The organism is Burkholderia sp. 4M9327F10, assembly GCF_005503145.1.
Lineage (GTDB): Bacteria > Pseudomonadota > Gammaproteobacteria > Burkholderiales > Burkholderiaceae > Paraburkholderia.
Genome location: NZ_SCNV01000001.1, coordinates 55795 through 76150, shown reverse-complemented (window position 1 = coordinate 76150; position 20356 = coordinate 55795). Strand labels below are relative to the sequence as shown.

Annotated in this window: 21 protein-coding genes; 4 read left to right on the top strand and 17 right to left on the bottom strand. The window is 64.2% G+C overall.

Annotated features, from left to right (window positions below; genetic code table 11):
- Window positions 1-29: 29 nt before the first annotated feature.
- The 4 genes from FFS45_RS00355 to FFS45_RS00340 all read right to left on the bottom strand — a co-directional run bounded on the left by FFS45_RS00355 (window position 30) and on the right by FFS45_RS00340 (window position 4234).
- Window positions 30-1289 carry an ROK family transcriptional regulator gene (locus FFS45_RS00355; RefSeq protein ID WP_137952712.1) on the bottom strand — a complete coding sequence of 420 codons (1260 nt, stop codon included), beginning with the start codon at window positions 1287-1289 and terminating at the stop codon, window positions 30-32.
- 30 nt (window positions 1290-1319) lie between these two features.
- Complete coding sequence (locus tag FFS45_RS00350; RefSeq protein WP_137952711.1) at window positions 1320-2120, bottom strand: ATP-binding cassette domain-containing protein; 801 nt, start codon at window positions 2118-2120, stop codon at window positions 1320-1322.
- 17 nt (window positions 2121-2137) lie between these two features.
- On the bottom strand, window positions 2138-3127 hold the full coding sequence (locus FFS45_RS00345; RefSeq protein WP_137952710.1) for an ABC transporter permease: 990 nt from the start codon (window positions 3125-3127) through the stop codon (window positions 2138-2140).
- 102 nt (window positions 3128-3229) lie between these two features.
- On the bottom strand, window positions 3230-4234 hold the full coding sequence (locus FFS45_RS00340; protein WP_137952709.1) for a sugar ABC transporter substrate-binding protein: 1005 nt from the start codon (window positions 4232-4234) through the stop codon (window positions 3230-3232).
- A gap of 402 nt (window positions 4235-4636) precedes the next feature.
- Here FFS45_RS00340 and FFS45_RS41535 point away from each other — a divergent pair, with 402 nt between their 5' ends.
- Window positions 4637-4774, top strand: a complete 138-nt coding sequence (locus FFS45_RS41535) for a hypothetical protein (RefSeq protein ID WP_171029525.1) — start codon at window positions 4637-4639, stop codon at window positions 4772-4774.
- Window positions 4775-4812: 38 nt separating this feature from the next.
- Here the strand turns inward: FFS45_RS41535 and FFS45_RS00335 are convergent, their stop codons facing one another.
- Together FFS45_RS00335 and FFS45_RS00330 are read right to left on the bottom strand one after the other, a co-directional pair.
- Window positions 4813-6927 (bottom strand): pyridoxamine 5'-phosphate oxidase family protein, encoded by a 2115-nt coding sequence (locus FFS45_RS00335; RefSeq protein ID WP_137952708.1) that lies wholly within the window; start codon window positions 6925-6927, stop codon window positions 4813-4815.
- A 45-nt stretch (window positions 6928-6972) separates the two neighbouring features.
- Entirely contained in the window at window positions 6973-7620 is a 648-nt protein-coding gene (locus FFS45_RS00330; protein ID WP_137952707.1) for a glutathione S-transferase, read from the bottom strand.
- A gap of 124 nt (window positions 7621-7744) precedes the next feature.
- On the opposite strand from FFS45_RS00330, the gene FFS45_RS00325 reads away from it, so the two are divergent.
- Window positions 7745-8656, top strand: coding sequence for a LysR family transcriptional regulator (locus FFS45_RS00325; protein ID WP_137952706.1), 912 nt, complete (start codon window positions 7745-7747; stop codon window positions 8654-8656).
- A gap of 86 nt (window positions 8657-8742) precedes the next feature.
- Here FFS45_RS00325 and FFS45_RS00320 read toward each other — a convergent pair whose 3' ends face one another.
- The 9 genes from FFS45_RS00320 to FFS45_RS00280 all read right to left on the bottom strand — a co-directional run bounded on the left by FFS45_RS00320 (window position 8743) and on the right by FFS45_RS00280 (window position 15399).
- Window positions 8743-9360, bottom strand: coding sequence for a hypothetical protein (locus FFS45_RS00320; RefSeq protein ID WP_137952705.1), 618 nt, complete (start codon window positions 9358-9360; stop codon window positions 8743-8745).
- A 73-nt stretch (window positions 9361-9433) separates the two neighbouring features.
- Complete coding sequence (locus FFS45_RS00315) at window positions 9434-10051, bottom strand: hypothetical protein (RefSeq protein WP_137952704.1); 618 nt, start codon at window positions 10049-10051, stop codon at window positions 9434-9436.
- Window positions 10052-10177: 126 nt separating this feature from the next.
- Entirely contained in the window at window positions 10178-10819 is a 642-nt protein-coding gene (locus FFS45_RS00310) for a hypothetical protein (protein WP_137952703.1), read from the bottom strand.
- Window positions 10816-11355: a hypothetical protein gene (locus FFS45_RS00305; protein WP_137952702.1), complete on the bottom strand. Its 540-nt coding sequence runs from the start codon at window positions 11353-11355 to the stop codon at window positions 10816-10818. Before FFS45_RS00305 ends, FFS45_RS00310 begins: the two co-directional genes overlap by 4 nt.
- Window positions 11356-11430: 75 nt before the next feature.
- Window positions 11431-12540, bottom strand: a complete 1110-nt coding sequence (locus FFS45_RS00300) for a PHB depolymerase family esterase (RefSeq protein WP_249362495.1) — start codon at window positions 12538-12540, stop codon at window positions 11431-11433.
- Between the two features lie 204 nt (window positions 12541-12744).
- Window positions 12745-13263 carry a hypothetical protein gene (locus FFS45_RS00295; RefSeq protein ID WP_137952701.1) on the bottom strand — a complete coding sequence of 173 codons (519 nt, stop codon included), beginning with the start codon at window positions 13261-13263 and terminating at the stop codon, window positions 12745-12747.
- A 95-nt stretch (window positions 13264-13358) separates the two neighbouring features.
- Complete coding sequence (locus FFS45_RS00290; RefSeq protein WP_137952700.1) at window positions 13359-13805, bottom strand: lysozyme; 447 nt, start codon at window positions 13803-13805, stop codon at window positions 13359-13361.
- Window positions 13798-14673, bottom strand: coding sequence for a DUF2589 domain-containing protein (locus FFS45_RS00285; RefSeq protein ID WP_137952699.1), 876 nt, complete (start codon window positions 14671-14673; stop codon window positions 13798-13800). The genes FFS45_RS00290 and FFS45_RS00285 overlap by 8 nt, the downstream gene beginning before the upstream one ends.
- 30 nt (window positions 14674-14703) lie before the next feature.
- Window positions 14704-15399, bottom strand: a complete 696-nt coding sequence (locus FFS45_RS00280; protein WP_137952698.1) for a DUF2589 domain-containing protein — start codon at window positions 15397-15399, stop codon at window positions 14704-14706.
- A gap of 274 nt (window positions 15400-15673) precedes the next feature.
- Here FFS45_RS00280 and FFS45_RS00275 point away from each other — a divergent pair, with 274 nt between their 5' ends.
- The gene (locus tag FFS45_RS00275) at window positions 15674-16357 is read left to right on the top strand and encodes a response regulator transcription factor (RefSeq protein ID WP_137952697.1); all 684 of its coding nucleotides are present in this window, start codon (window positions 15674-15676) and stop codon (window positions 16355-16357) included.
- Between the two features lie 100 nt (window positions 16358-16457).
- Here the strand turns inward: FFS45_RS00275 and FFS45_RS00270 are convergent, their stop codons facing one another.
- Together FFS45_RS00270 and FFS45_RS00265 are read right to left on the bottom strand one after the other, a co-directional pair.
- Window positions 16458-17261, bottom strand: coding sequence for a DUF4239 domain-containing protein (locus FFS45_RS00270; RefSeq protein WP_137952696.1), 804 nt, complete (start codon window positions 17259-17261; stop codon window positions 16458-16460).
- A gap of 4 nt (window positions 17262-17265) precedes the next feature.
- A complete protein-coding gene (locus tag FFS45_RS00265) occupies window positions 17266-18318 on the bottom strand; it encodes a hypothetical protein (protein ID WP_249362493.1) in 1053 nt (350 codons plus the stop codon).
- Window positions 18319-19149: 831 nt separating this feature from the next.
- Between FFS45_RS00265 and FFS45_RS00260 the strand changes: the two genes are divergently transcribed.
- Entirely contained in the window at window positions 19150-20322 is a 1173-nt protein-coding gene (locus FFS45_RS00260; protein WP_137952695.1) for an FAD-dependent monooxygenase, read from the top strand.
- Window positions 20323-20356: the final 34 nt, after the last annotated feature.

The following is a 20356-nucleotide window of genomic DNA, read 5'->3' as shown; positions in this document are numbered from 1 at the left end:
GAAGACGTGGGGCGCTTGCGTACCGCCCCTCAGTACCCGGCTTCCGTTGCGGGTTTCAGAAACAGCTCATGCACCGGCGCAAAGTGCGCATAGAGCGGCAGGATTGCGCCGCCCATGGCGCGCGCATCGGCGCCAATGGTGCCTTCCAGCAGTTGCGGACGCACCATCCCCTCCCATTCGAAACCATCCAGCACGCGCTCGGTGCGGCGGATGATTTCGCGCACCAGTTGCCGGTCGAGTTCACCGTCGATCACCACGGCTTCGAGATCGAGCAGCGCGGTCGCGTTGATCAGCGCGCCGGCAATCGCGGGACATGCCGTGTCGAGCCAGCGTTCGGTGTGGCGCAGCCACTCCGGCGCCAACGCCCGATGATCGTGCGCCGCGGCGGCCGGCGCACCGGCGTCGCTTAGCCGTTGTTCCAGCACGAACCCCGAGGCCGCGTGCAGCAATTGACGCGTTGGCCGACGTGCACCTGGCCATGCCGGGGTTTGCATCGTTTGACCCGCGCTATCCATGAACGGAATCGAGCCGACGGCTCCGGCGTTAGCGTGCGGGCCGCCATGCAGCCGGCCGTCGATCACGAGACCGCCACCAATGAAGGTGCCGACGAACAGATACAGGAAGTTGTGGATGCCGCGCCCCTGGCCCATCACGAGTTCGGCGGCGCAGGCGGCGGTGGTGTCCTTGGCGAATTCGACGGGCAGGCCGGTCATTGCCGCGATGCGGGCGCGAATGTCGATGTCGTGCCACGCATCGAGCGCATCCGGCGGCGCCCCCAGGAAATCGCGCCAGCCGCCGAGCCATAACGGCGCCGCCACACCCACGCCGACCACTTGCCTGGCACGCTCGCCAAGCGTTTCGTTCACGCGTGCGAGCTTGGCCTCCAGCGCCGGAAACAGCACGCGCGGATCGGGGTACGCATATTCGAGCACATCGCGGCTGCAGACGTGGCCGACGAAATCCATCGCCAGCACATCGAGGCTGCGGCGCCCGACCTTGATGCCGATCGTATAGGCGCCTTCGGGCCGCAGCGCAATCGGCACCGAAGGCTGCCCGATGCGCCCGCGCACGCGCGGCTGACGCGCGAGCAGGCCGTCGTCGATCAGACGGTCGACGATCATCGAGACGGTCTGCATCGACAGACGCGTGAGCCGGCTCACGTCGGCCTTGGCGAGCGGGCCATGCAAACGGATCGCCTGCAGCACGATCCGTTCGTTGAACTGCCGCATGCCGACCTGATTCGAGCCGACGGTGCGCTTCAGGGGAGCCCTGGTGCCGGTCGTGTCCATGGCGAGGCGCTCGTCAGCGGGGGGCGTGTGTCATGCGATCGCCTTGACGTCCGCTTCTTTCGCGCCGGTCATGATGGCGACCGCTTCGGACATATGGATGTCCCTGGTGTTGACGAGCGCCGCGCGCCGTCCCAGCCGCTGGATATGGATGCGATCGGCAATCTCGAACACATGCGGCATGTTGTGGCTGATGAGGATGACCGGCAGGCCGCGATCGCGCACGCGCCGGATCAGTTCGAGCACCATGTTGCCTTCCTTCACGCCGAGCGCCGCGGTGGGTTCATCGAGAATCACCACGTGGCGGGCGAACGCTGCGCTACGCGCCACCGCGACACCCTGGCGCTGGCCGCCGGACAGGGTTTCGACCGCCTGGCGCATCGAACGGATGCCGATCTGCAGGCCCTTCATATGGGCGGTCGCCTCGTCGAGCATGCGGCGCTTGTCGATCATCTTGAAGATCGAGCCACGCCAGCCTGGCTTGACGAGCTCACGCGCGAGAAACAGGTTCTCGGCGATGCTCATGGCGGGCGCGACCGCCAGGTCCTGATAGACGGTTTCGATGCCCTGGGCGCGCGCATCGAGCGGGCTGCGGAACTTGACCGGCTTGCCGTCCAGCAGAATCTCGCCTTCGTCCGGCACCGTCGCACCGGAGAGCGCCTTGATGAGCGAGGACTTGCCGGCGCCGTTGTCGCCGATCACGGCCATGATTTCGCCGGGCATCACCTCGAAGTCGCAGCCGTCGAGGGCGGTGACATGGCCGTAGCGCTTGACGAGCCCACGCGCCTGCAGGACCGGCGTCACGTTGGAAGAGGCAGTTTGGGGAGTAGACATGACAGGCTCCTGATAGCTCATCGAGCGCCGCGGTGGGACAGCTTGTCGGCGGCGACGGCGAGAATCACCAGCATGCCGGTGATCAGCACCTGATACACCGACGACACGCCGATCAAGGTCAGGCCGTTGCGGAACACGCCGACAATCAGCGCGCCCAGCAAGGTGCCCGCAATCGAGCCGCGTCCACCGAACAGACTCGTGCCGCCGAGCACCACGGCGGTAATGCTGTCGAGATTCTCCGTTTGTCCCGCTTGCGGGTCGCCCACGCCGGTACGCGACACCGACAACAGGGCCGCGACGCCGTAGATCGCACCGGCTAGCGTGTAGACGGTGAGCAGGATGCGCTGCGACGAGAGGCCCATCAGGCGCGCGGCTTCGGCGTTGTTGCCGAGTGCATAGAGGTGCCGCCCGGGGACGGTGTCGCGCAAGATGAACCAGGTGGCCAGATACATCAGCAGCGTCAGGACCGTGCCGTAGGTCACCTGGGCCGGGCCGATGCTGAATGTGTTGCCGAGGAACATGATCGCATCGGGCAGGTTCGAGACGCTTTCCGCGTTCGAATAGATCTGCGTGAGCGCGAAGGCGATGTTCAGGGTGCCGAGCGTGACGATGAACGGCGGCAGCTTGATGCGCGTGATCAATACTCCGTTGAGCGCGCCGAACAGGGCGCTCGCGCCGATGCCGCAGAGAATCGCGAGGATAGGCGGCACGCCGAGGTTGACCGCGAACTTGGTCATGACGATCGAGCCGAATGCCATCACCATGCCGCAGGACAGGTCGATGCCCGCGGTCAGCACGATCAGCGTCTGGCCGATGGCAATGACGGCGACCACCATGGTTTGCTGCAGGATCAGCGAGAGATTCTGGAACGACAGGAAGCGGTTGCTCTGCGTGATAAAGAACACGCAGGCGAGCAGAAGGGCGATCAGCGGACCGATTTCGGCGAGCGAGGGCAGTCGCTCGGACAAGGCGCGGTGGCCGCCAGCCGGGGCAGAGGGAGTCGACATGATGTGTTTCCTCGATGCTAAAGCGTGGCGTACCGGCCACGCGGCAAATCGGCGGGAGGCTCATAGGCGAGCCTCCCATTTGCCAGGGAATGCTTACTGACCTTATTGACCCCAGCAGTTCGCCAGACCGAACTGGGTGTCCTTGCTGTCCACGCCGCTCATCGGCTTGTCGCTGATCAGCGTGACGCCGGTGTCGTGATAGCCCGCGACTTTCTTGCCGCTCTTTGCGTATTCGACGCCCGCATCGACGCCGAGCGAGGCCATCTTCAGCGGATACTGCTGCGAGGTTGCGGCTATCGCGCCGGCCTTGACGTTGCGCACGCCTTCACAACCGCCGTCGATGGAAACGATCATCACGTCCTTGTCCTTGCCGGCCGCCTTGAGCGCGCGATACGCGCCGGCCGCGGCCGGTTCGTTGATCGTGTAGACCACGTTGATGTCGGGCGATTTCTGCAGGCAGTTCTCCATCGCCGTCTGGCCCTTCGCCTGGTCGCCGCGCGTATCCTGGCTGCAGACGATGGCGGGGTCGCCTTCCTTGATGCCGAAGCCCTGCAGGAAGCCGTTATGCCGCAGCACCCCGACCGAGACGCCCGGCGCGAGATCGAGCGTGGCGATCTTCGCCGGCTTGCCGCCCATCGCGGCCTTCGCGTACTCGCCGATCAGGACGCCGGCCTTGAAGTTGTCGGTGGCGAAGAGGGCGTCCGTGGCGTCCTGCGGATCGGTCGGCGTATCGAGCGCAATCACCATCACGCCGGCCGCGCGCGCTTTCTTGATGCTCGGCACGATGGCCTTGGTATCGCTCGGCGTAATCAGAATCGCCTTGGCGCCCGCTGTGATCATGTTTTCGATGGCGGTGACCTGGCTCGCGTTGTCGCCGTCGAACTTGCCGGCGGCGGTCAGCAGCTTGGCGCCGTCCTTCTGCGCAGCGGCTTCCGCACCCTGGCGCATCTTGACGAAGAACGGGTTGGTGTCGGTTTTGGTGATGAGTCCGACTACGGGCTGATCGGCGACGGCCAGCGTGGCGCTGGCGCACCAGACGGCGCCGGCGGTGACGCATAGCGTGGCGAGACGCCGGGCGGCGGGATGCCTGCGGGAATTCTGCTTCATGGGACGCTCCTCCGGATAATTGACAACGACGTTTTTGGACTACGGTCGATTCAATAGCTGACGGGCGCTGAGTGCGCCTCTGGTGGCCTCGGGCTGCCTGCGCCGGGTGGCGCGGGTCTCGGTCGGCCGTTTTTGATTAAATCACTTTGGTTTATTTAGTACAGCAGGGTGGCCGATGGGAGTCAAGCCGGGGGAATTGCTGCGACGCGGCCTCGCAGGCTTCGCCGATTTGCGCGCAAGAGCTTGACTGGTAAGGCGTTGCGGGGATTGGTGCGGCGCAGGAGCCGTGCGCAAGGATTGGGGTAAATCGGGATTTATTTTGATTTGTTGCGTTGCGGCAAGAGTGGTTTATAATAGGGTTATCCCTTAGGTAGTAGACCCTAGCTTGAGTTGGAGCTTGCCATGAGCCACATCACCACCACGTCCGCCCCCGCCGCTAGCAGCTGGCTTGCCCGCCTCGGCGCCCTTGCTCGCCGCGCGCTGCAACTGCATCTGCAAACCTGCGCCATCATCGCTGAAGCGCATCGCCGCCCGGAATAAGTCTCGGGGCGCGTTGCACCGCAGCCGCGCTGTAGCTGTTACAGATCCAGAATCACCGTCGATTCTTCGCCGGTCTGCGTTTTCGCCGGTATCGCGCTGCAAATCAGCGCATGGCCCGGCTCGATCTGCGCCTCGCATGGCGTCGGATAGCTCACCGCACCGGCGAGCAGCCGCGTCGAGCACGTTCCGCACGTCCCTGATCGGCAGTTCGAATCCGCCGCCACACCGTTTGCCTCGGCAAGTTCGAGCAAACTGCCCGCCTTTTGCGACCACTGTGCTTCACGTCCGGTACGCATAAACACCACTTTCGACGACCGGCCGGTGTCTTGAGCCGCTGGTGACGCTTGCGCTTGCGTCTGTGCTTGCACGCGCGCGCCGTTGGCGATGCTTTCGCTGCGCTTGACGCTTGCTGGCCCAAACGCTTCGAAGCGGATTCTCTCGTCAGCGATATTGAGTGCGCGCAGCCCGTTGTAGAGGTCCTGCATGAACGCAGCCGGACCGCAGAGATAGAAATCGTAGTCGCCGAACGGCAGCACGCGTTTGAGAAACGCTATGTCCACGCGTCCCACCGAGTGTGCGGCGAGCGGATCTTCTGCCTGCGTCGTGGCGGTAGCGGCCTGGCTGTCGCGCAGATGCACCGAAAGATGCGGATAGGCATCTGCCGCTGCCATCAGTTGCGCGGCGAAGGGATGCTCGTTCGCGTTGCGTGCGCCGTGAATGAAGTAGATGCGCTCGGGCTGCGTTTGCCCGCCTGTATTCGCCAGAAGCGTATTGAGCATCGCAATCATCGGCGTGATGCCGATACCCGCCGAGAGCAAGACAACTGGGCGTGGGCTGCTGATGTCCAGCTTGAAAATACCCGCGGGTGTCCTCGCCTCGATCACGTCTCCTTGCTGGATATGCTCATGCAGCTGTGTGGAGGCTACGCCTTCGCGCTTGACGGTGATGCGGTAGTACCGGCCGTGGTCCGCATCCGAGAGTGTGTAGGTGCGCCTCAACGGCGCAGCAAGCCCTGGCGCGTCCAGACGGATCGGCAGAAACTGGCCCGGCTCGAAGCGGGCAAGCGGCGCCCCATCAGCGGCTTCCAGATAGAACGAGCGTGCTGACGGCGTCTCGTCGCGCACCTGCGCCACTTTCAGCTTGCGCCAGGCGCTTGCCACCGAAGGCGCCGCGGCTTGCGTTGCCCATGTGCCGGTTTTTTCGAGTTGCGGCGCATATTGCACGGCGGACCAGCGAAACGGCAAGGCACGCGGGCTGCGCCGAACCTCGCGGATATGAAAGCGTATGAGCCGCTCGGCACCCGCAAACGATTCCAGTTCCGAACCTTCCCAGATGACCTCTGCCTCCACCGCGAGATAGAGCAGGTCGCCGCTTTCGAAGTCGATCACGAGCAGGCCCGCACGCGGATCTTGCAGCAGATTGCCGATCGTATTGAAGTAGCGGTTGCCGCTGAAATCCGGGGTGGTCAGCGTGCGTTCGTCATCCACGCGAATGAAGCCCGGTTTGCCGCCGCGATGCGAGACATCGGCGCCGCGTGCGAACCCGGCTTCGTCGGATGCATTCGCGCTGGCGATGAAGAACGTGTCGGCGCGGGCGAGCAGGGCACGCTCGGCTGAACCGAGCACCGGGGATGACTCAGGCACGACGCGCGCCTGATCGGGAAGCGAGGCGATCAAGCTCGGCGCACGGCTCTGGATGTATTTTGCGCAGTTACCGAAGCTTTGACTCACGCTCACCGTGAGCGTCCCGTCATCTATTGACGCGATGACTCCGTTGACGCGGTTGCGCCGACGCGTGGCAGGCTGGATGCCGAGTCCGCCGATCAGCGCACCGGCGTGCCACGCCGTAGCCAGCGGATCGCCGGCCGGAGCGCGTCCGGCGATCCGCAAGGTGTGTTCATCGGGCGCCGAGACGAAGCCCGGCGCGCCGACGCGCAGCGAGGCCCACGGCTGACCACGCGCGTCCAGCCCGCCCAGCACCATGAACGGCTGTTCCGCAAAGAACAGGCGGTGCTGCTCGGGCATGTAGTCGCGGATACCCCGGGTCGCATCGCCGGTCATCTGTTCCCGCACGCCGGCGCGTTCCTGTGCCGCGAGTTCGCCCGCATGAAACGGGGATTCGGCTCTGCGGGGTGCATGGGCGGGAGTAGACATGATGGCCTCGCTAGATGCTCAGGGCAGGCGGCGTGCGTGGCGAAGCTATTCAGCTTCGGCTAGCAGGCCGGCCTTGCTGGTGCGCATTGGCACAAAGCGCGGCAGCGCTTCGACGCGCTTGAGCCATGCGCGGATATGCGGATACGGCTCGAGCGAAACACCGCCTTCGGGGGCGTGCGCGATATAGGAATGAGCGGCAATGTCCGCAATCGTCGGCGTTGCGCCGATTGCGAACGCCTTGTCGCTCAACTCGGCGTCGAGCACCTTGAACAGCGCGACCGCAATCTTTTGCGCCGTCTCCAGGTGATGCGGCGCGCCGAAAACAGTCACGAGACGCGCGGCACAAGGACCGTAGGCGATCTTGCCCGCGGCAAGCGAAAGCCAGCGCTGCACGGCGGCGGCGCCCAGCGGGTCCTGAGGTAACCACGATGCATCGCCGTATTGGCGCGCCAGGTAGACGAGGATTGCGTTCGAATCGCTCAGCACGATCTCGCCGTCTTCGATCACAGGCACTTCGCCGAACGGGTTGAGCGCGAGATGTTCCGGCCTGCGGTTGTCGCCGGCCTTCATGTCCAGCCCGATCACCGTGAACGGCAGATCGAGCATGGTCAGGAACAGCTTGACGCGATGACCGTGGCCGGACAGCGCGGTGGTATGCAGCCGGATCGGTTGGGTGGGCCTGGCAGAGGACATCGAGCGCTCCTGAAAGCAAAGTGACAATAGGTCAGTGGGTAGGTGAGGCCAGCATATGCCCCGCGGACTGACCTGAGAAGGTGGATAATCATGATTACTCTTTCCTCTCAAAGTGGACAATCGAATGGCTAGCGCGAGCGATGTGAATCTCAACCGGCTGGCGGTTTTCGTGGCGGTGGTCGAGGCGGGATCGCTGACGGCAGCGGCCGAACGGCTCGGCATTGCCAAGACCATGGTCAGCACGCATATGCAGCGGCTCGAGGCGGAGGTGGGCGCGAGCCTGCTGGTGCGTACCACGCGGCGCGTCAGCGTTACCGAGGCGGGCCGGGCGTTCTATGAAGCGAGTCGGCAGATAATAAGTATTGCTGACGAAGCGCTGCAGGTAGTGGAAGAAGGTGGCGGTACGTTACGCGGCACGCTGCGGGTCGCGACGCCGGTGGATTACGGCTCCATGGTGGTTGCGCCGGCGCTGGTGGCGCTGCGGCAGGCGCATCCGGAGTTGTCGATCGAACTGGTGGCGAACGACCGGCTGGTGAATCTGCTGGCCGAGGGCGTGGATGTGGCGATCCGGGTGGGACGGCTCGCCGATTCGAGCCATCGGGCGGTGAAGATCAGCAGCTATGTGCGCTGGGTGGTCGCGAGTCCGGAGTTCGTCGCCGCCTGGGGGGAACCCGCTACGCCGGCGGCTCTGACCGGTATGCCGTTTGTGGGGACGGCGGTGTTGCCGAAGCCGTTGACGATGTCGCTGGAGAATTCGCGCGGCAGGAAGCAGACCGTGCGGTTTGCCCCCGGATTTCTTGCGGATACCGCGCCGGCTTGCCGGGCGGCCACGCTGGCGGGTGGCGGTGTGGCATTCCTGACGAATTTTTCGGTGGGCGAAGATGTTGCGGCGGGGCGCCTGATTCGCCTGCTGCCCGATTGGGCTTCGCCGCCTGCGGGAATTCATGCGCTGTTTCCGCCGGCCCGTTATCCGTCCGCGAAGGTGCGGGCGTTTGTAGATGTGTTGCGCTCGCATGTAGGGACGCAGGTGGCCTGAAAGGCGCTGCGGGTGCCGGCGCACGGGGCGGCCCGCAAAGCCCCGGGCCGCCCCTGTGATAGCGCCACGCGTTGCTCAGGCGTGGCTCAACCCATCACCACGTTCACGAGCTTGAACTGATACGACACGGCGCTGGTGCCGGCGCCGCCGCCCGTCATGACAATGTCGGCGCGTGCGATGCCGAGCAGCGAGAGCTCCGTATTGATGTCGGAGAGCACCGCGGAGTTCATGACCTTGCCCTGCTCGATCTGCGACGCGGTGCCGATCCATAGCGTCGGCTTGAACTCGAACACCGCTTTCTGTCCCGGCACGATGCCGGTCTTGTGCGCGAGCAGGCGGCTGTCCTTGAACACCGACGCGGTGATCGCGCCCGTGCGCAGATCGTTGCGCAACTGGATCTCTCGCGAGCTCGGCGAGGCGCCGGCGAGCGACAGCACATTGCCCGAGGCGACGCGCGACACGCTGAACATTTCGCCGTTCTGCGCGAGCTTCTGCGGCATGTAGTTGCCGTCCGAGTCGCTGGCGGAAAGCGTGGTGCGCATCGGAAACACGAACGGGTGGTTGTCGCCGCGTCCGCAGTTGCTGATGACCTTCCATGCGATCGCCAGTTCGTCGAAGTCGGTGGAGACGTTCTTCTGGAAGATCACAATCTGGCTGTTGTTGGCGTCGTTCGACAGATTGATGAAGTTAAGCTTGATGTCCATGACAGACCCTTTCTGATTGGTAGGAGGGGCGGCAGCCGGGCGGCTGCCGCCGGTGTGTGCCTGAGCGTATGCCTTAGGCCATCACGACGCGTTCGAGCCGGAACGTGAACGGCAGCGAGCGCGGGCCGGGTCCGCCACCCGTCAGCACAATGTCGGCGCTGGCAATGCCGAGCAGCGACAGCTCGGTGTTGATGTCGGAGATCACCGCCGAATTCAGCAGCGCGCCCTGCTCGATTTGCGACGCGACACCGATCCACAGCGTCGGCTTGAACTGGAACACGGCTTTCTGGCCCGGGGCGATCGAGGTCTTGGTCGCGAGCGGCGAGCCGTCCTTGTAGATGGTGGCGTTCGCCGCGCCGCTTGCCAGGTCGTTGCGCACCTGGACTTCGGAACTGTTGCCCGGCTCCGTGGCGAGCGTGAGCACGTCGCCCGAGGTCGAGCGCACGACCTGAAACACCTGGCCGTTGGTCGCGTTCTGCTGCGGCATGTAGTTGCCATAGCTGTCGCTCGCGCTGACGGTCATCGTCATCGGAAACTTGAACGGATGGTTGTCGCCCTGGCCGCAGTTGCGAATCACTTTCCACGCAATCGCCAGTTCGTCGAAATCGGTTGCGACGTTTTTCTGGAAGATCACGATGCTCGAGTTGTTCGCATCGTTGGAACGGTTGATGAAATTCAGCTGGATATCCACTTGTTTGCTCCTGAGTTGAGAAAACGGCAATCGGTTTGCCGCGTACCTTGCCACCGGCCTGTCCTCGCGAACAGGCCGTCGAACGAAACCGGAAGGGGACCCGCGTTGCGCGGGCGGCGTCATGCGCTAGAGGTGAACCACGTTTTCGAGCGCGAAGCTGAACGGCTGCGCCTGCGCGTCGCTGCCGCCGCCCGACATCACGATGTCCGCCGCGGCGATGCCGCCAAGCTGCAGCAGCGTGCTGTCACTCGACATCACCGCCGAGCTCAGCGCACGGCTTTCCTGTACCTGCGAAGCGACGGCGATCCAGAGCGCGGGGGTGAAGCGGAACTCCGCTTTCTGCCCGGGCGCGACGGCCTGTTTCGCGGCGATCAGCTTTCCCGAGCTAAAAGCGTTGACGTTGACGGCGCCGCGTGGAAGCCGGTTGACGACCTGGATATCCGCGCCGCTGCCGGCGCCGTCTGCACCGCTGGCTCCCGCGGCGTCGGGCACGAGCCGGCCGCGCCCGCTGGGATGGGCGTTCACCACGAAGCGCTCGCCAGCCTGCGCGGCGACTCTCGGCGAGAAGTTGCCGTGGTCGTCGCCCAATGCGATCTCGAGTGCGGTCGAAAACACAAACGGGTGAATGCAATCACGCCCGCAATAGCGGATCACCTTCCACGCAATGGCGAGCTCGTCGAGATCGGGGACGACGTTGCGCTGGAACAGCACGACTTCGCTGCCGCCGCAATCGTTCGAGCGGTTAATGAAGGTCAGGTGGATGTTCACGACGCGCGCTCCGTATCGTCAGTGAGATTCGTGTCGGCCCATTGCGCGAGGGCGGGGACGACACCGCCCGCGAGCGCCGCGATGTGCATGGCATGCGCGCGGCTTTGCGCCTGCACGTCGCCGGAAAACTTGCCGAACGCCATCGCGAGGTCCGATACGCCGCGGGTGTGGGACAGATCGTCGAGGTACTGCGCGGCGGCATCGGCGAGTGCGCCGGCATGCTGCATGTGACCCTGTGCGATGCGGGTGGCAAGATCGGCATTCAGCGTGGCGAGCTGCTTGACGGCCGCCGCGGTGTCCTTCAGCGCCAGCCGGTCGCGCTGCTCGCGCCAGCTTTCGTCGAGTGCGGACTGGCATACGGTTGCGTAGCGCTGGCCGGCTTGCAATGCGGTGCGTGCGAACGCACGCCAGGCGCCGGCATCGGTGACTGCGCCCGGCAGTCCTGCCGGATTGGCCGACTGCGTAACGACTTTGCCGAGAAGCTCGAAGGCAGCGAGATTGGCGGTTTCCCATTGCGCGATTAACGAGGAAAGCATGACGGGTCCTTGTATTGGGTTGCGGGTTGGAGATGAAAGGGCGTGTGGCTCTTGAGGTGGTTGATGCGGCGGCGCTTACGGCCGCGCTTCGCCGAGACGCTGGATCATCTTCATCACCGCTGCCATCTGCGGCGCTTCACGGGTGTAGAAGTCGGGATGCTCCGGATCGGCGCTTGTGTAACCCCAGAAGTCCCAGCAACTGAGCGGGTTGACGGCCGACTTGCTGCCGACCTGCGGATAGACGACGATGAGGCGGTTGGTATCGGCGATCTCGTTGTAGCCGGCGCCGCGCACGAAGCGCTCGCCCACGGTGTCCACGTTCTGCGCGCAGCCGTGAAATACCACGTGCACCGCGCAGGCACTGTGTTCACACTCGGCCGGCACGTAGACATAACCGGTGTCGGCGAGCGAGGCGCGCCCGCTGGGGTCGAAGGCGCGCTGATCGAAAGCGAGCAGCTTGCCGCCTGCTTGCGCGGCGGGCGGATTGAGCGGTGCGGCGGGTTTCGCGTAGATCCAGCGGACGATTTCGTGTGACTGTTCGAAGCCGCAGTTGTTGATGAACGGACTTTTGTTCGCTTCGCATGACGAGTCTTCGGGGCGGTTGGTGATCAGCGCATGGCCCGCGTCGGCATTGCGCTGATACTCGATGTTGGCGCGCGGCACCTGGGCAAGCTCGTAAAACTGTTCCGCCTGATCGACCACGCGCGTCGATACGATGGTGTCTTTTGCACCACTAAATAAATAGATGCGCTGATCGCGCAGACCTGAGGTGTTGTCGATTTTTCCGGCTTGCGCGTAACGGCGCGCATCGCGCCATGCGCCGGCTGCGGCCGGCGCGTCGCCAAGCGGTTGCATGCACAGCGTGACGGCAGCGACCGCCGGTGTGACGAACTCCGACTCGCCCGCGCAATGGAAGGCGCCACCCGCGACGATGCCGGCGCCGATCAGTTGCGTCGAGAAGGCCACATCGAATTGCGCGGCCATGAACGCACCTGAGGACAATCCCGATACCGACGTGCGCTGCAGATCGGCGCCGAAGGCGGGCAGCGGCGGGCTGCCGGCAGCGTGGGCATAACCGGCTGCGGCGAGTGCGCATACGAGCCCGGCAAGACATGCGCGCAGGCGCCTCCGTGCCGGGAGAGGAAGTGGACGGGTCATTCCATTGAACTGCGGGGCTGCATTCATGCCTTTGCTCCTGTCATCGTGTTAGGTATCTGTGAGGGCTGCCAGGTTGTTTGTGCTGTGTTGTGCCGCACTTGCAGCGTACGTTTGCAACGGGACCTGTTGAATAGGGCGGAAGGCCGGGTCGAAGGTATAGGACTGATGGCCTGGACGAGACGGCCCGGCTGGGCGGCTGGCCGACTGAGGCAGACCGGGCCGCCACATCGGCTAGCGCGTGTCGCTGCTCGTGCAATACGTCACGGGGATCGACACCCGGTGGTCATCGGTTGTCACGTCGAGCGGCTGGTTGGCGGCGCTGTAGCGCAACCTGAGCACGCCGCGCGGTCCGTAGCCGCTATCAATGTCGGCGGCGAAATCCTTGCCGTCGCCGATATGCGCAAGGCTCAGGCCGCTTAGCATCGACGGCCGGCGTTGCGGGTCGTCCCAGTTGGCGCCGTCCGCGGACCGGTAGAAGTTCGGCAACACGCCATTTGCGTAGAGACTGCCTAGCGTTTGCGCGAGCCGTGCCGCGCAGCGTTCGCATAACGCTGGCTGTCGTGCGTTTTGCAACGCGCTGTTGATGCCGGCGACTTCCGCGCTGCAGGTTGGCGCGGGAGTTTGAGAAGCGGGATCAGCAGGCGCCGCGGCCATTGCGATATTTGCAGCGGCGGCGAGGAAGGCGGCTTGAGCCGCCCTGGAGAGCGTGTGCAGAAAACGGCTGCGGCGGCCGCAACGTGACGGAATCATGACGATGGCTCCTTGAGAAAGGATGGCTATAAAGGACTGCGACGGGTGACAACAGGGCTGCAAGCCCCCCAAAGGGGGCGGCCTGCGCGACGCAGCTACGAGAGAAACAGCTTGCGTTCGGCCTGGCGGCGGCGCGTGAGGCCCGCAAGCGGTTTGCCGCCCGCCTTGTTCCAGACCAGAAACTGGTCGGCGGCGCGCGCGGCTGCTCCTGCATTCAGGTAGCGCAGCAGGGTCGAGGAACGCAGCCGTCCCGCGCCGAGGTTGAAGACAAAGGCCATCAGCGCGTCGAACTGCTGCTGCGTGATTGGCACGCGCACCAGCTTGCGTAACGCGAGTTCGGCGTTGCGCAGATCTTTCTTGAGCAGCGCTTCGGCTTCGCTCGCGGTGATCGGCGCCGCGAAGCGCTCATGCGGCAGGATCAGGTGGCCGTAGCCTATGGTGGGCTTGCCGACCGCGTCGAGGTAGCGGGCGAGCCGCAGCCCCTCGAACTGCTTGATCAGCTCGATGCCTTGCGCACCGGTGCGTTCGGGTTGGTCAGGCATGGGAGTTCTCCTCGTCGCCGGGCCGTGCGCGCGGCAGCAGACGGTGGGTGTATTCGTCGATCACGCGCATGATCGCTTCGGGCGGGTCGAGCGCCGCGAACTGCATTTCAATGTCGATGTTCTGGCTGTCGCGCAGCGGCGCATCGCCGTCGGTGCGGCTCTTCGCCGATGGTGGCGCAAGCGTCACGTAGAAGCGGCCGCGCTGGTCCTCGCCCGCGAGACCGCCGGCGGACAGTGCTTCGGCGAAGTCGGCCCGCACCGTCAGATGCACGACCATCCGCTCGAGCGCGAGCCCGCGCGGCGTGGCAAGCGCGACGAGCGGCACCGGCATCGTGTGCTTCGCATCGAGCGCAACCTCCACCTCGCGCGGTGAGAGCAGACCGTCCTCGTCCTGATCGAAGAACTGGTCGAGTACGCTGGTGTACTGCTGCGCCAGCAACTGGTTGGCCGCCGCCGCTGCGTGCTGCATGCCGCGGGTGATCTCGTCGAGTGCGAGGCCGCGCGGAGGGGGGCGGTCGGCGCCCGCCGGCGGCGGACCGGACGGCGGTGAGGCGGGAGGCGGCGAAGCGGGCGGCGGTGCATCTCCGGGTGCGGCAGACGGTTGGGCAGGCGCCTGGCCGAACTCAGAGGAGCCCGAAGCAGCCGGGTGCAGTGCCTGCGCCGAACTGCGCTGCTGCGAATCGCCGCTGTCGGGTGAGCTTGCTTCGCCGGTCGCGCTCGCGGGCTGCGCTGTGCCGCTGGTGTGTGCAGCGCCCGCTGGGACCGCGCTGTGTGCGCCGTCTGTGGCGTGCTCGCCTGTCCCGCCGGGAGGCGCGCCGGCCGCCACTGCATCGCGCGAGGCGCGGCGCCGCTTGAAGAAGCTGAACATGATAGGGTCCGCTCTCGCTCGCTAGCGCACTTAGTGGGACGCAGCCTGTTGCTCGCTACCCGCCTGCGCTCCGCCCGCCGCCGCCGGTGCCGCACCGGCTGCCGGGGCCTCGCCGATCAGCTTGCCGTCGGTGGGCGTGGTGGGCAGCGGCTTCACGTCTTTCGACTTGTCCTCGGTGACGACCGGCTTGGTCGCCGCCTCGGTCAGAAAATCGATCACCCGCATCAGCGCTTCCGGTGGCGACTGCCGCTTGACCTGGGTGTGGATCGAGTACTTGGCGCGCGTATCCGTGCTGCGCGTCTGCTCCGACTTGTGCGACACGCGTCCCGAGATGCTGACGCTGACCGGCCCCCAGCCGAACTTGGCTTGCATCTCGCCGCCCGCTTCGGTTGACGACGCCTCTTTCTCCGATTGCGTGATCTCCATTTCGAAGTCGATGGTGCCTTCTTCGATCGCGATGATCGGATGGACGATCGCAGCCAGCAGCGGAATGCGCATGGTCTTCTGCATCACGCCCTTGGACACGCCACTTTCGTCGACCAGGGTCTCGTCGTAGTCGAACTGCACGGCGACCGCCTTGCCGTTCTGAATGCAGACCTGCATCAGAAAGTCGGCGTAACTCTTTGCCGCCTGGGTTTGCGCGCTAATCATTGCTTTCAATGGCCCTGCAATCATTTGATCCATCGGCAAAGCGTTAATGACCGAGCCGATAAAATTGGCGTCCATAAAAATTCCCCTTTTCTGTTACGACAACGCGGATTCGCTGTCTTTATTCACGTTACATAAACAATGAACGGTAGGGGATAGGCCGTCAGTCATGCCCGACAGCCCATGAAAATGACACAGAAATTCTTCATGAAAGACGCACGTATCCGAATTAGAACGTTCGTCACGGATCGACGGGCCTAGTGCGCCCTTTTTAAAACAGAGGTAAAAGCGAGCCGAAGGGACGCGAATAATCTCAATCCGAGCGTTCCGTTTACCGAGGGAAACAACGCAAATGAACGTCCTGATGATCGATAGTCCGCCGCTTTTCGTAGCCGGGGTTGCCGACGTGCTATGGAAACGTGACAACAGTTGGCATGTATGGGCCGCCCAGCATCCTGAGGATATTTACCGGCTGCGTGACAGCCTGCCCCCAGGAACCCTCGCAGCGGTGACGATCGAATGGGACGACCATGCGGCCCAGGTGGGTTGGCCGAAGGTGCTGCGGGACGCGCTCGGCGCCGTGCCGTGGCTGTTCGTGGTCCGTACGATATGCCGCCAGGCGATTGCGGACGCGCTGCTGGCGGGGGCGGCGGGGATCGTCGAGCGGCACGCGAGCGCCGACGAATTCGCCGATGCGCTCGGCCGCGTCGCGGCGGGGGCGATCTATGTGCCGGCCAGCTACGGTATCGGCACGCAGGCGGAGCGCTCGCATGGGCCAGCCGGCGACGAGCGCTCGTTCGAGCGCCTGACGCCGCGGCAGCGCGAAGTCTTGCGGCTGCTGGCCGAAGGCAAGTCGAACAAGCAGATCTGCCGGGTGTTGAACGTCGCAGAGGGGACCATCAAGAATCATCTGTACGCCCTGTTTCGCCAGATCGGCGTCAGCAACCGCACCGAGGCTGCGCTATGGCTGGCTCGCCACGTGGCGGCCGACGCCTCGCGTACGCAGAGCGTGCCGCTATTCGGTGTGCACAGCTAACGGCATCCTGGCTGGCGCAGGCCGGACGATACGAGCCGCGGCGGCGGCCGGTCCGCCGGCTCCGGCTCGTCTTGTTCAGCCGTTGCGGGCCGGCTCACGTTCATGTGGGCGGCCCCGCCTGCCCGGGGTTTTCGGCGATGAGCGTGGCAAGCGCCCGTTGCATCGGCTCGGAGCCCACGCTGACTTCGCCGGCAAAGGGCCGGTCGACGGCCAGCACGAAAAAGAACGCGAGCCCAAGCGTAATGGCCCAGATCGACACGAGCACCACGTTAAAGCGCGTACCCGGCAGCGCGTAGAGCAGGACCAGCGACATGCCGCTCGCGAGCAACATGACGCCCCACAAGGTCACGGGCATCGCCGAGTCGAGGTCTTGCAGGCGCCGCTGGCGATACTTCACCATCTCGTTCACCCGGGTCAGTACCTCGGAGAGCAACACATGCTCGCGGTCGCCGGAAGGCTCGATCTGGTTCACTGCGGCGAACATGCTGTCGAACGCGGCTTCGGTGCCCGCATCGGAGCTGGCGTGCTGCTGCATCAGGGGCCATTCGTCGCGCACGACGCGCTGCAGATAGACGCCCAGATCGTGGCGTGCCGTGTAGGCCTGCCCGGCGTGGAACGCCGCCAGATCGTGGGAGAGTTCTGTTGCGCAGGCGGCTTCGGCCGCAACGTTGTCGGAGGCGGCCTGGTAGGAACTCCAGACCGAGATTGCCGAAAACGCCACCAGCAGCGAATTGATCGTGGTCACCGCGGACATCATCGCGATCGTCATGCCGCGTTGTTCGGCGTCGAGCCGTACCGGAAAGAAGCTGCGGAACAGCGCATAGCCGGCAAGCGCGACGATCAGCGTGGCCGCGACGATCAGCGCGCCCATCTCGGCAGACGGCAGATTGTAGAGAAACAGCATGGCGTCACTCCTCGGTTTTCTGAAAGCTCTGTAATCCGGCGGGCGGCGCGGAGGCGCTATCGGCGGCGAGCATCGCGCGGGTGAAGTCGGCGAGGCGCCGTCGCACTGCTTCCCCGGAGGTGGACGTGTCGAGCGATTGCTGTAAATCGAGCAGATTCGCGGCCAGTTCGCTTTGCCATTGAGTACGCTCGTGCGCGGCGCGCGAGCGCTGCGTTTGCAGGGCGGCGTCGGCGTCGTCCGCGCGGTCGCCGCGCACCAGCGTCTCCAGGGTGTCGACCAGCCGCTGCAGCAAACGGTGCACGGCAGTGGCCGAGAAGCCGCCCAGCATGGCTAGCGCCGGTTTGCCGAAGCTGTGCATGCTGCCTTGATCGAACAGGCGCGCGGGTAGCATCTCCACGAGGATCAGTCCGGCAATCAGGCCGAGAATCAGGCGTGCGCCGTATGAGGCGTCGTATTTCGGGTCGTAGGTCGACGCGGCGATATAGCGGTGTGCCTGGAACAGTGTCGCGAACGACGCGCCGAGTCCTGCGCAGAACAGCAGAAACAGCACGTTCCACAAGAGCCGCGTGCCGTTCGACTGGAGGAAGCCGCGATCGATGTTTTCGCTCGATACGTCGGGTGACAGTCCAATGACAATCACTGCGGCCAGAAAGCCGAGCGCCGCGACGGTGAGCAGCCTGATCAGCGGGACAGGGCCGAGCCATGCGAAGACGCGGCGCTCGCGGTGCTGTGCGTCGAGCAAGGTGACCGCTTGCGGCGTGGCGGGTGCAATCGCCGTCGCCAGCTTGCGATGAATGGCGGCGAGCGCGTAGGCGTTGTCACGCGCCGGTTGCTGCGCCGCAACCAGGATGTCCGGCCCCGGCTTGCCGATCAGGGCGCTTAGCTGTGCGATGAGTTCCGGTGCAACCGGCAGCCCGTGATGCAGCGCGTAGCGCGCCATCGCTTCACACTCGTCGCGCAACTGCACGGCGAGCGTGCTGCCGGCGGGGCCGTTGGTGGCGGCGGGATTGGCGGGTTTGCGCAGCCGCCATAGATCGGTGAAGCGATGCGTGCTCATGGTACGGTCCGAAGACGTTGGGTTTCGCGGTTGCAAATCGAAGCAATGCTGATGCTGCGGATCAGCTTCGTCATGGTGTGCTCCAGTTGGGGGGCGCGTGGGACAGGAAGGCGCTTCTGTGCGCTTCGCACGGTATTTCCGGCAATGCGAAGCGGCGCTATGACTTTGCTTCGTCCACGTCACGCTCACAATCCGGCAGAAGTCACGGATTGCGATAGGAAGGAGTACCCCTGAAGGGTGTTGCGCACGGGCGAACGCTCGCGGCCAGGTAGCATGGACAGGCTAAAGGCGGATTGGGGACTTACGGTATCGGATTTTGAATTTTAATTGACTGACCAACCATAAATTGACTCGGGGGCGTTGCGAATTTCCTTATATTTCGTAAGGTTCGGGCAATGCGCCGATTTCGCTGAATTTCCAATAACCGGCACTGCCTGATTAGCGCCCGCGAGGACGCTAAACGAAACAATTTTTTTCGGCTTGATAAAACTTGCGATTCGCAGCGAAATAAATGCGGCTTTTTGGGGCGCTTTGGGTCGCTTTTTGGTTCATATGACCGCGAACCCGAATCAGCGAAATAATGTTGCCCGCCTCGCTAGAGAAACAACTCCGCGTGCTTATTCGAGCCAACCAGTGGCCGGGCGGCGTGAATATCGTCTTTGTCAGTTCACGCGAAGTCTTGCATGAAGCGATCGCTTCATGTAACGTTCGCTTCATGCGATGAAAGAGTGATCAGGGCGGCAAGCCCTACACTCGTTATGCCAAACGCATGTCTTCGAGGGGCCGGAGCCGCATCGAAGATAGGCATCCATCCGGGGAACAGGTGCATCCATGACGAAGCGGGTCTTGATTTCGGGCGCAAGCGTGGCGGGGCCGGCGCTTGCATACTGGCTGGGCGAGTACGGCTTCGACGTTACGGTGGTGGAGCGGGCGCCGGATATCCGCCCAGGGGGTTACGCCGTGGACTTTCGCGGGAGCGCCGTGCGCGTGCTTGAAAGTATGCGGCTCTTCGATGCAGTCAAGTCTCGCGAGACCCGTACCAGTTCGATCACCATGGTGGACAAGAAAAACAAGGTCGTGGCGAAGTTGCCGGATGGCTTTACCAGTGGCGAGCTGGAAATTTTGCGCGGTGACCTGGCGGCGGTTTTGCATGAAGCGGCGAGCAGTCGCGCGCAGTATCTGTTTGGCGATTCGATTCAGTCGATCGAGCAACGGGCCGATAGTGTGGAAGTCTCCTTCGCCAGCGGCAAGACTCGCGGGTTCGACATCGTGGTTGGGGCGGATGGGCTGCATTCGAATGTGCGAGCCATTGCCTTCGGCGAAGAATCGAAGTTCGTGCAGCACATGGGCTATTACATTGCCATTTTCACGGTGCCGGATTTCCTGAACCTTGGGGATGCGGCGGCCACCTATACCGAACTCGGCAAGCGCGTCAGTTGTTTCGGTGCGAAGCGCGAGGGGGTGGCCAAGGCCTCGTTCAGTTTCGCCTCCGGGAAGCTGAACTACGACCGGCGTGATGTGGCTGCGCAGAAAGCGCTTTTGCGCGAGACCTTCGCGGATGTCCAATGGGAAGCGCGGCGCATGCTGCAAATGATGGATGACGCGCCGGATTTCTATTTCGACTCCTTAAGCCAGGTCAAGATGGACACCTGGTCGAGGGGGCGCGTGGTCTTGCTTGGAGACGCCGCGGCTTGTGCATCGCCGATGTCAGGCATGGGCACGAGCATTGCCATGGTTGGGGCGTATCTATTGGCCGGTGAGCTTAAGCTGGCCGGCGATGACTATGCCACTGCGTTTGCGAAGTACGAGGCGGCCATGCGCGAGTTTGTCAGCGAGGCGCAGAAGATGGCGGAAGGCGTGAGCTGGTTCATTCCGCGCACGCGGTCCAGATTGTGGTTGAGCAAGAGGCTGTGGTCGTGGTTGCCGCAGTCGACGCTAAAAGAATTGATGATCGAGCATCCGGCGCGGATCGCAAACATGGTGGAACTCAAGCAGTACGCCTGAGTGCCTGAGCCTGCCTGCTGATCCGCTGGGGTTA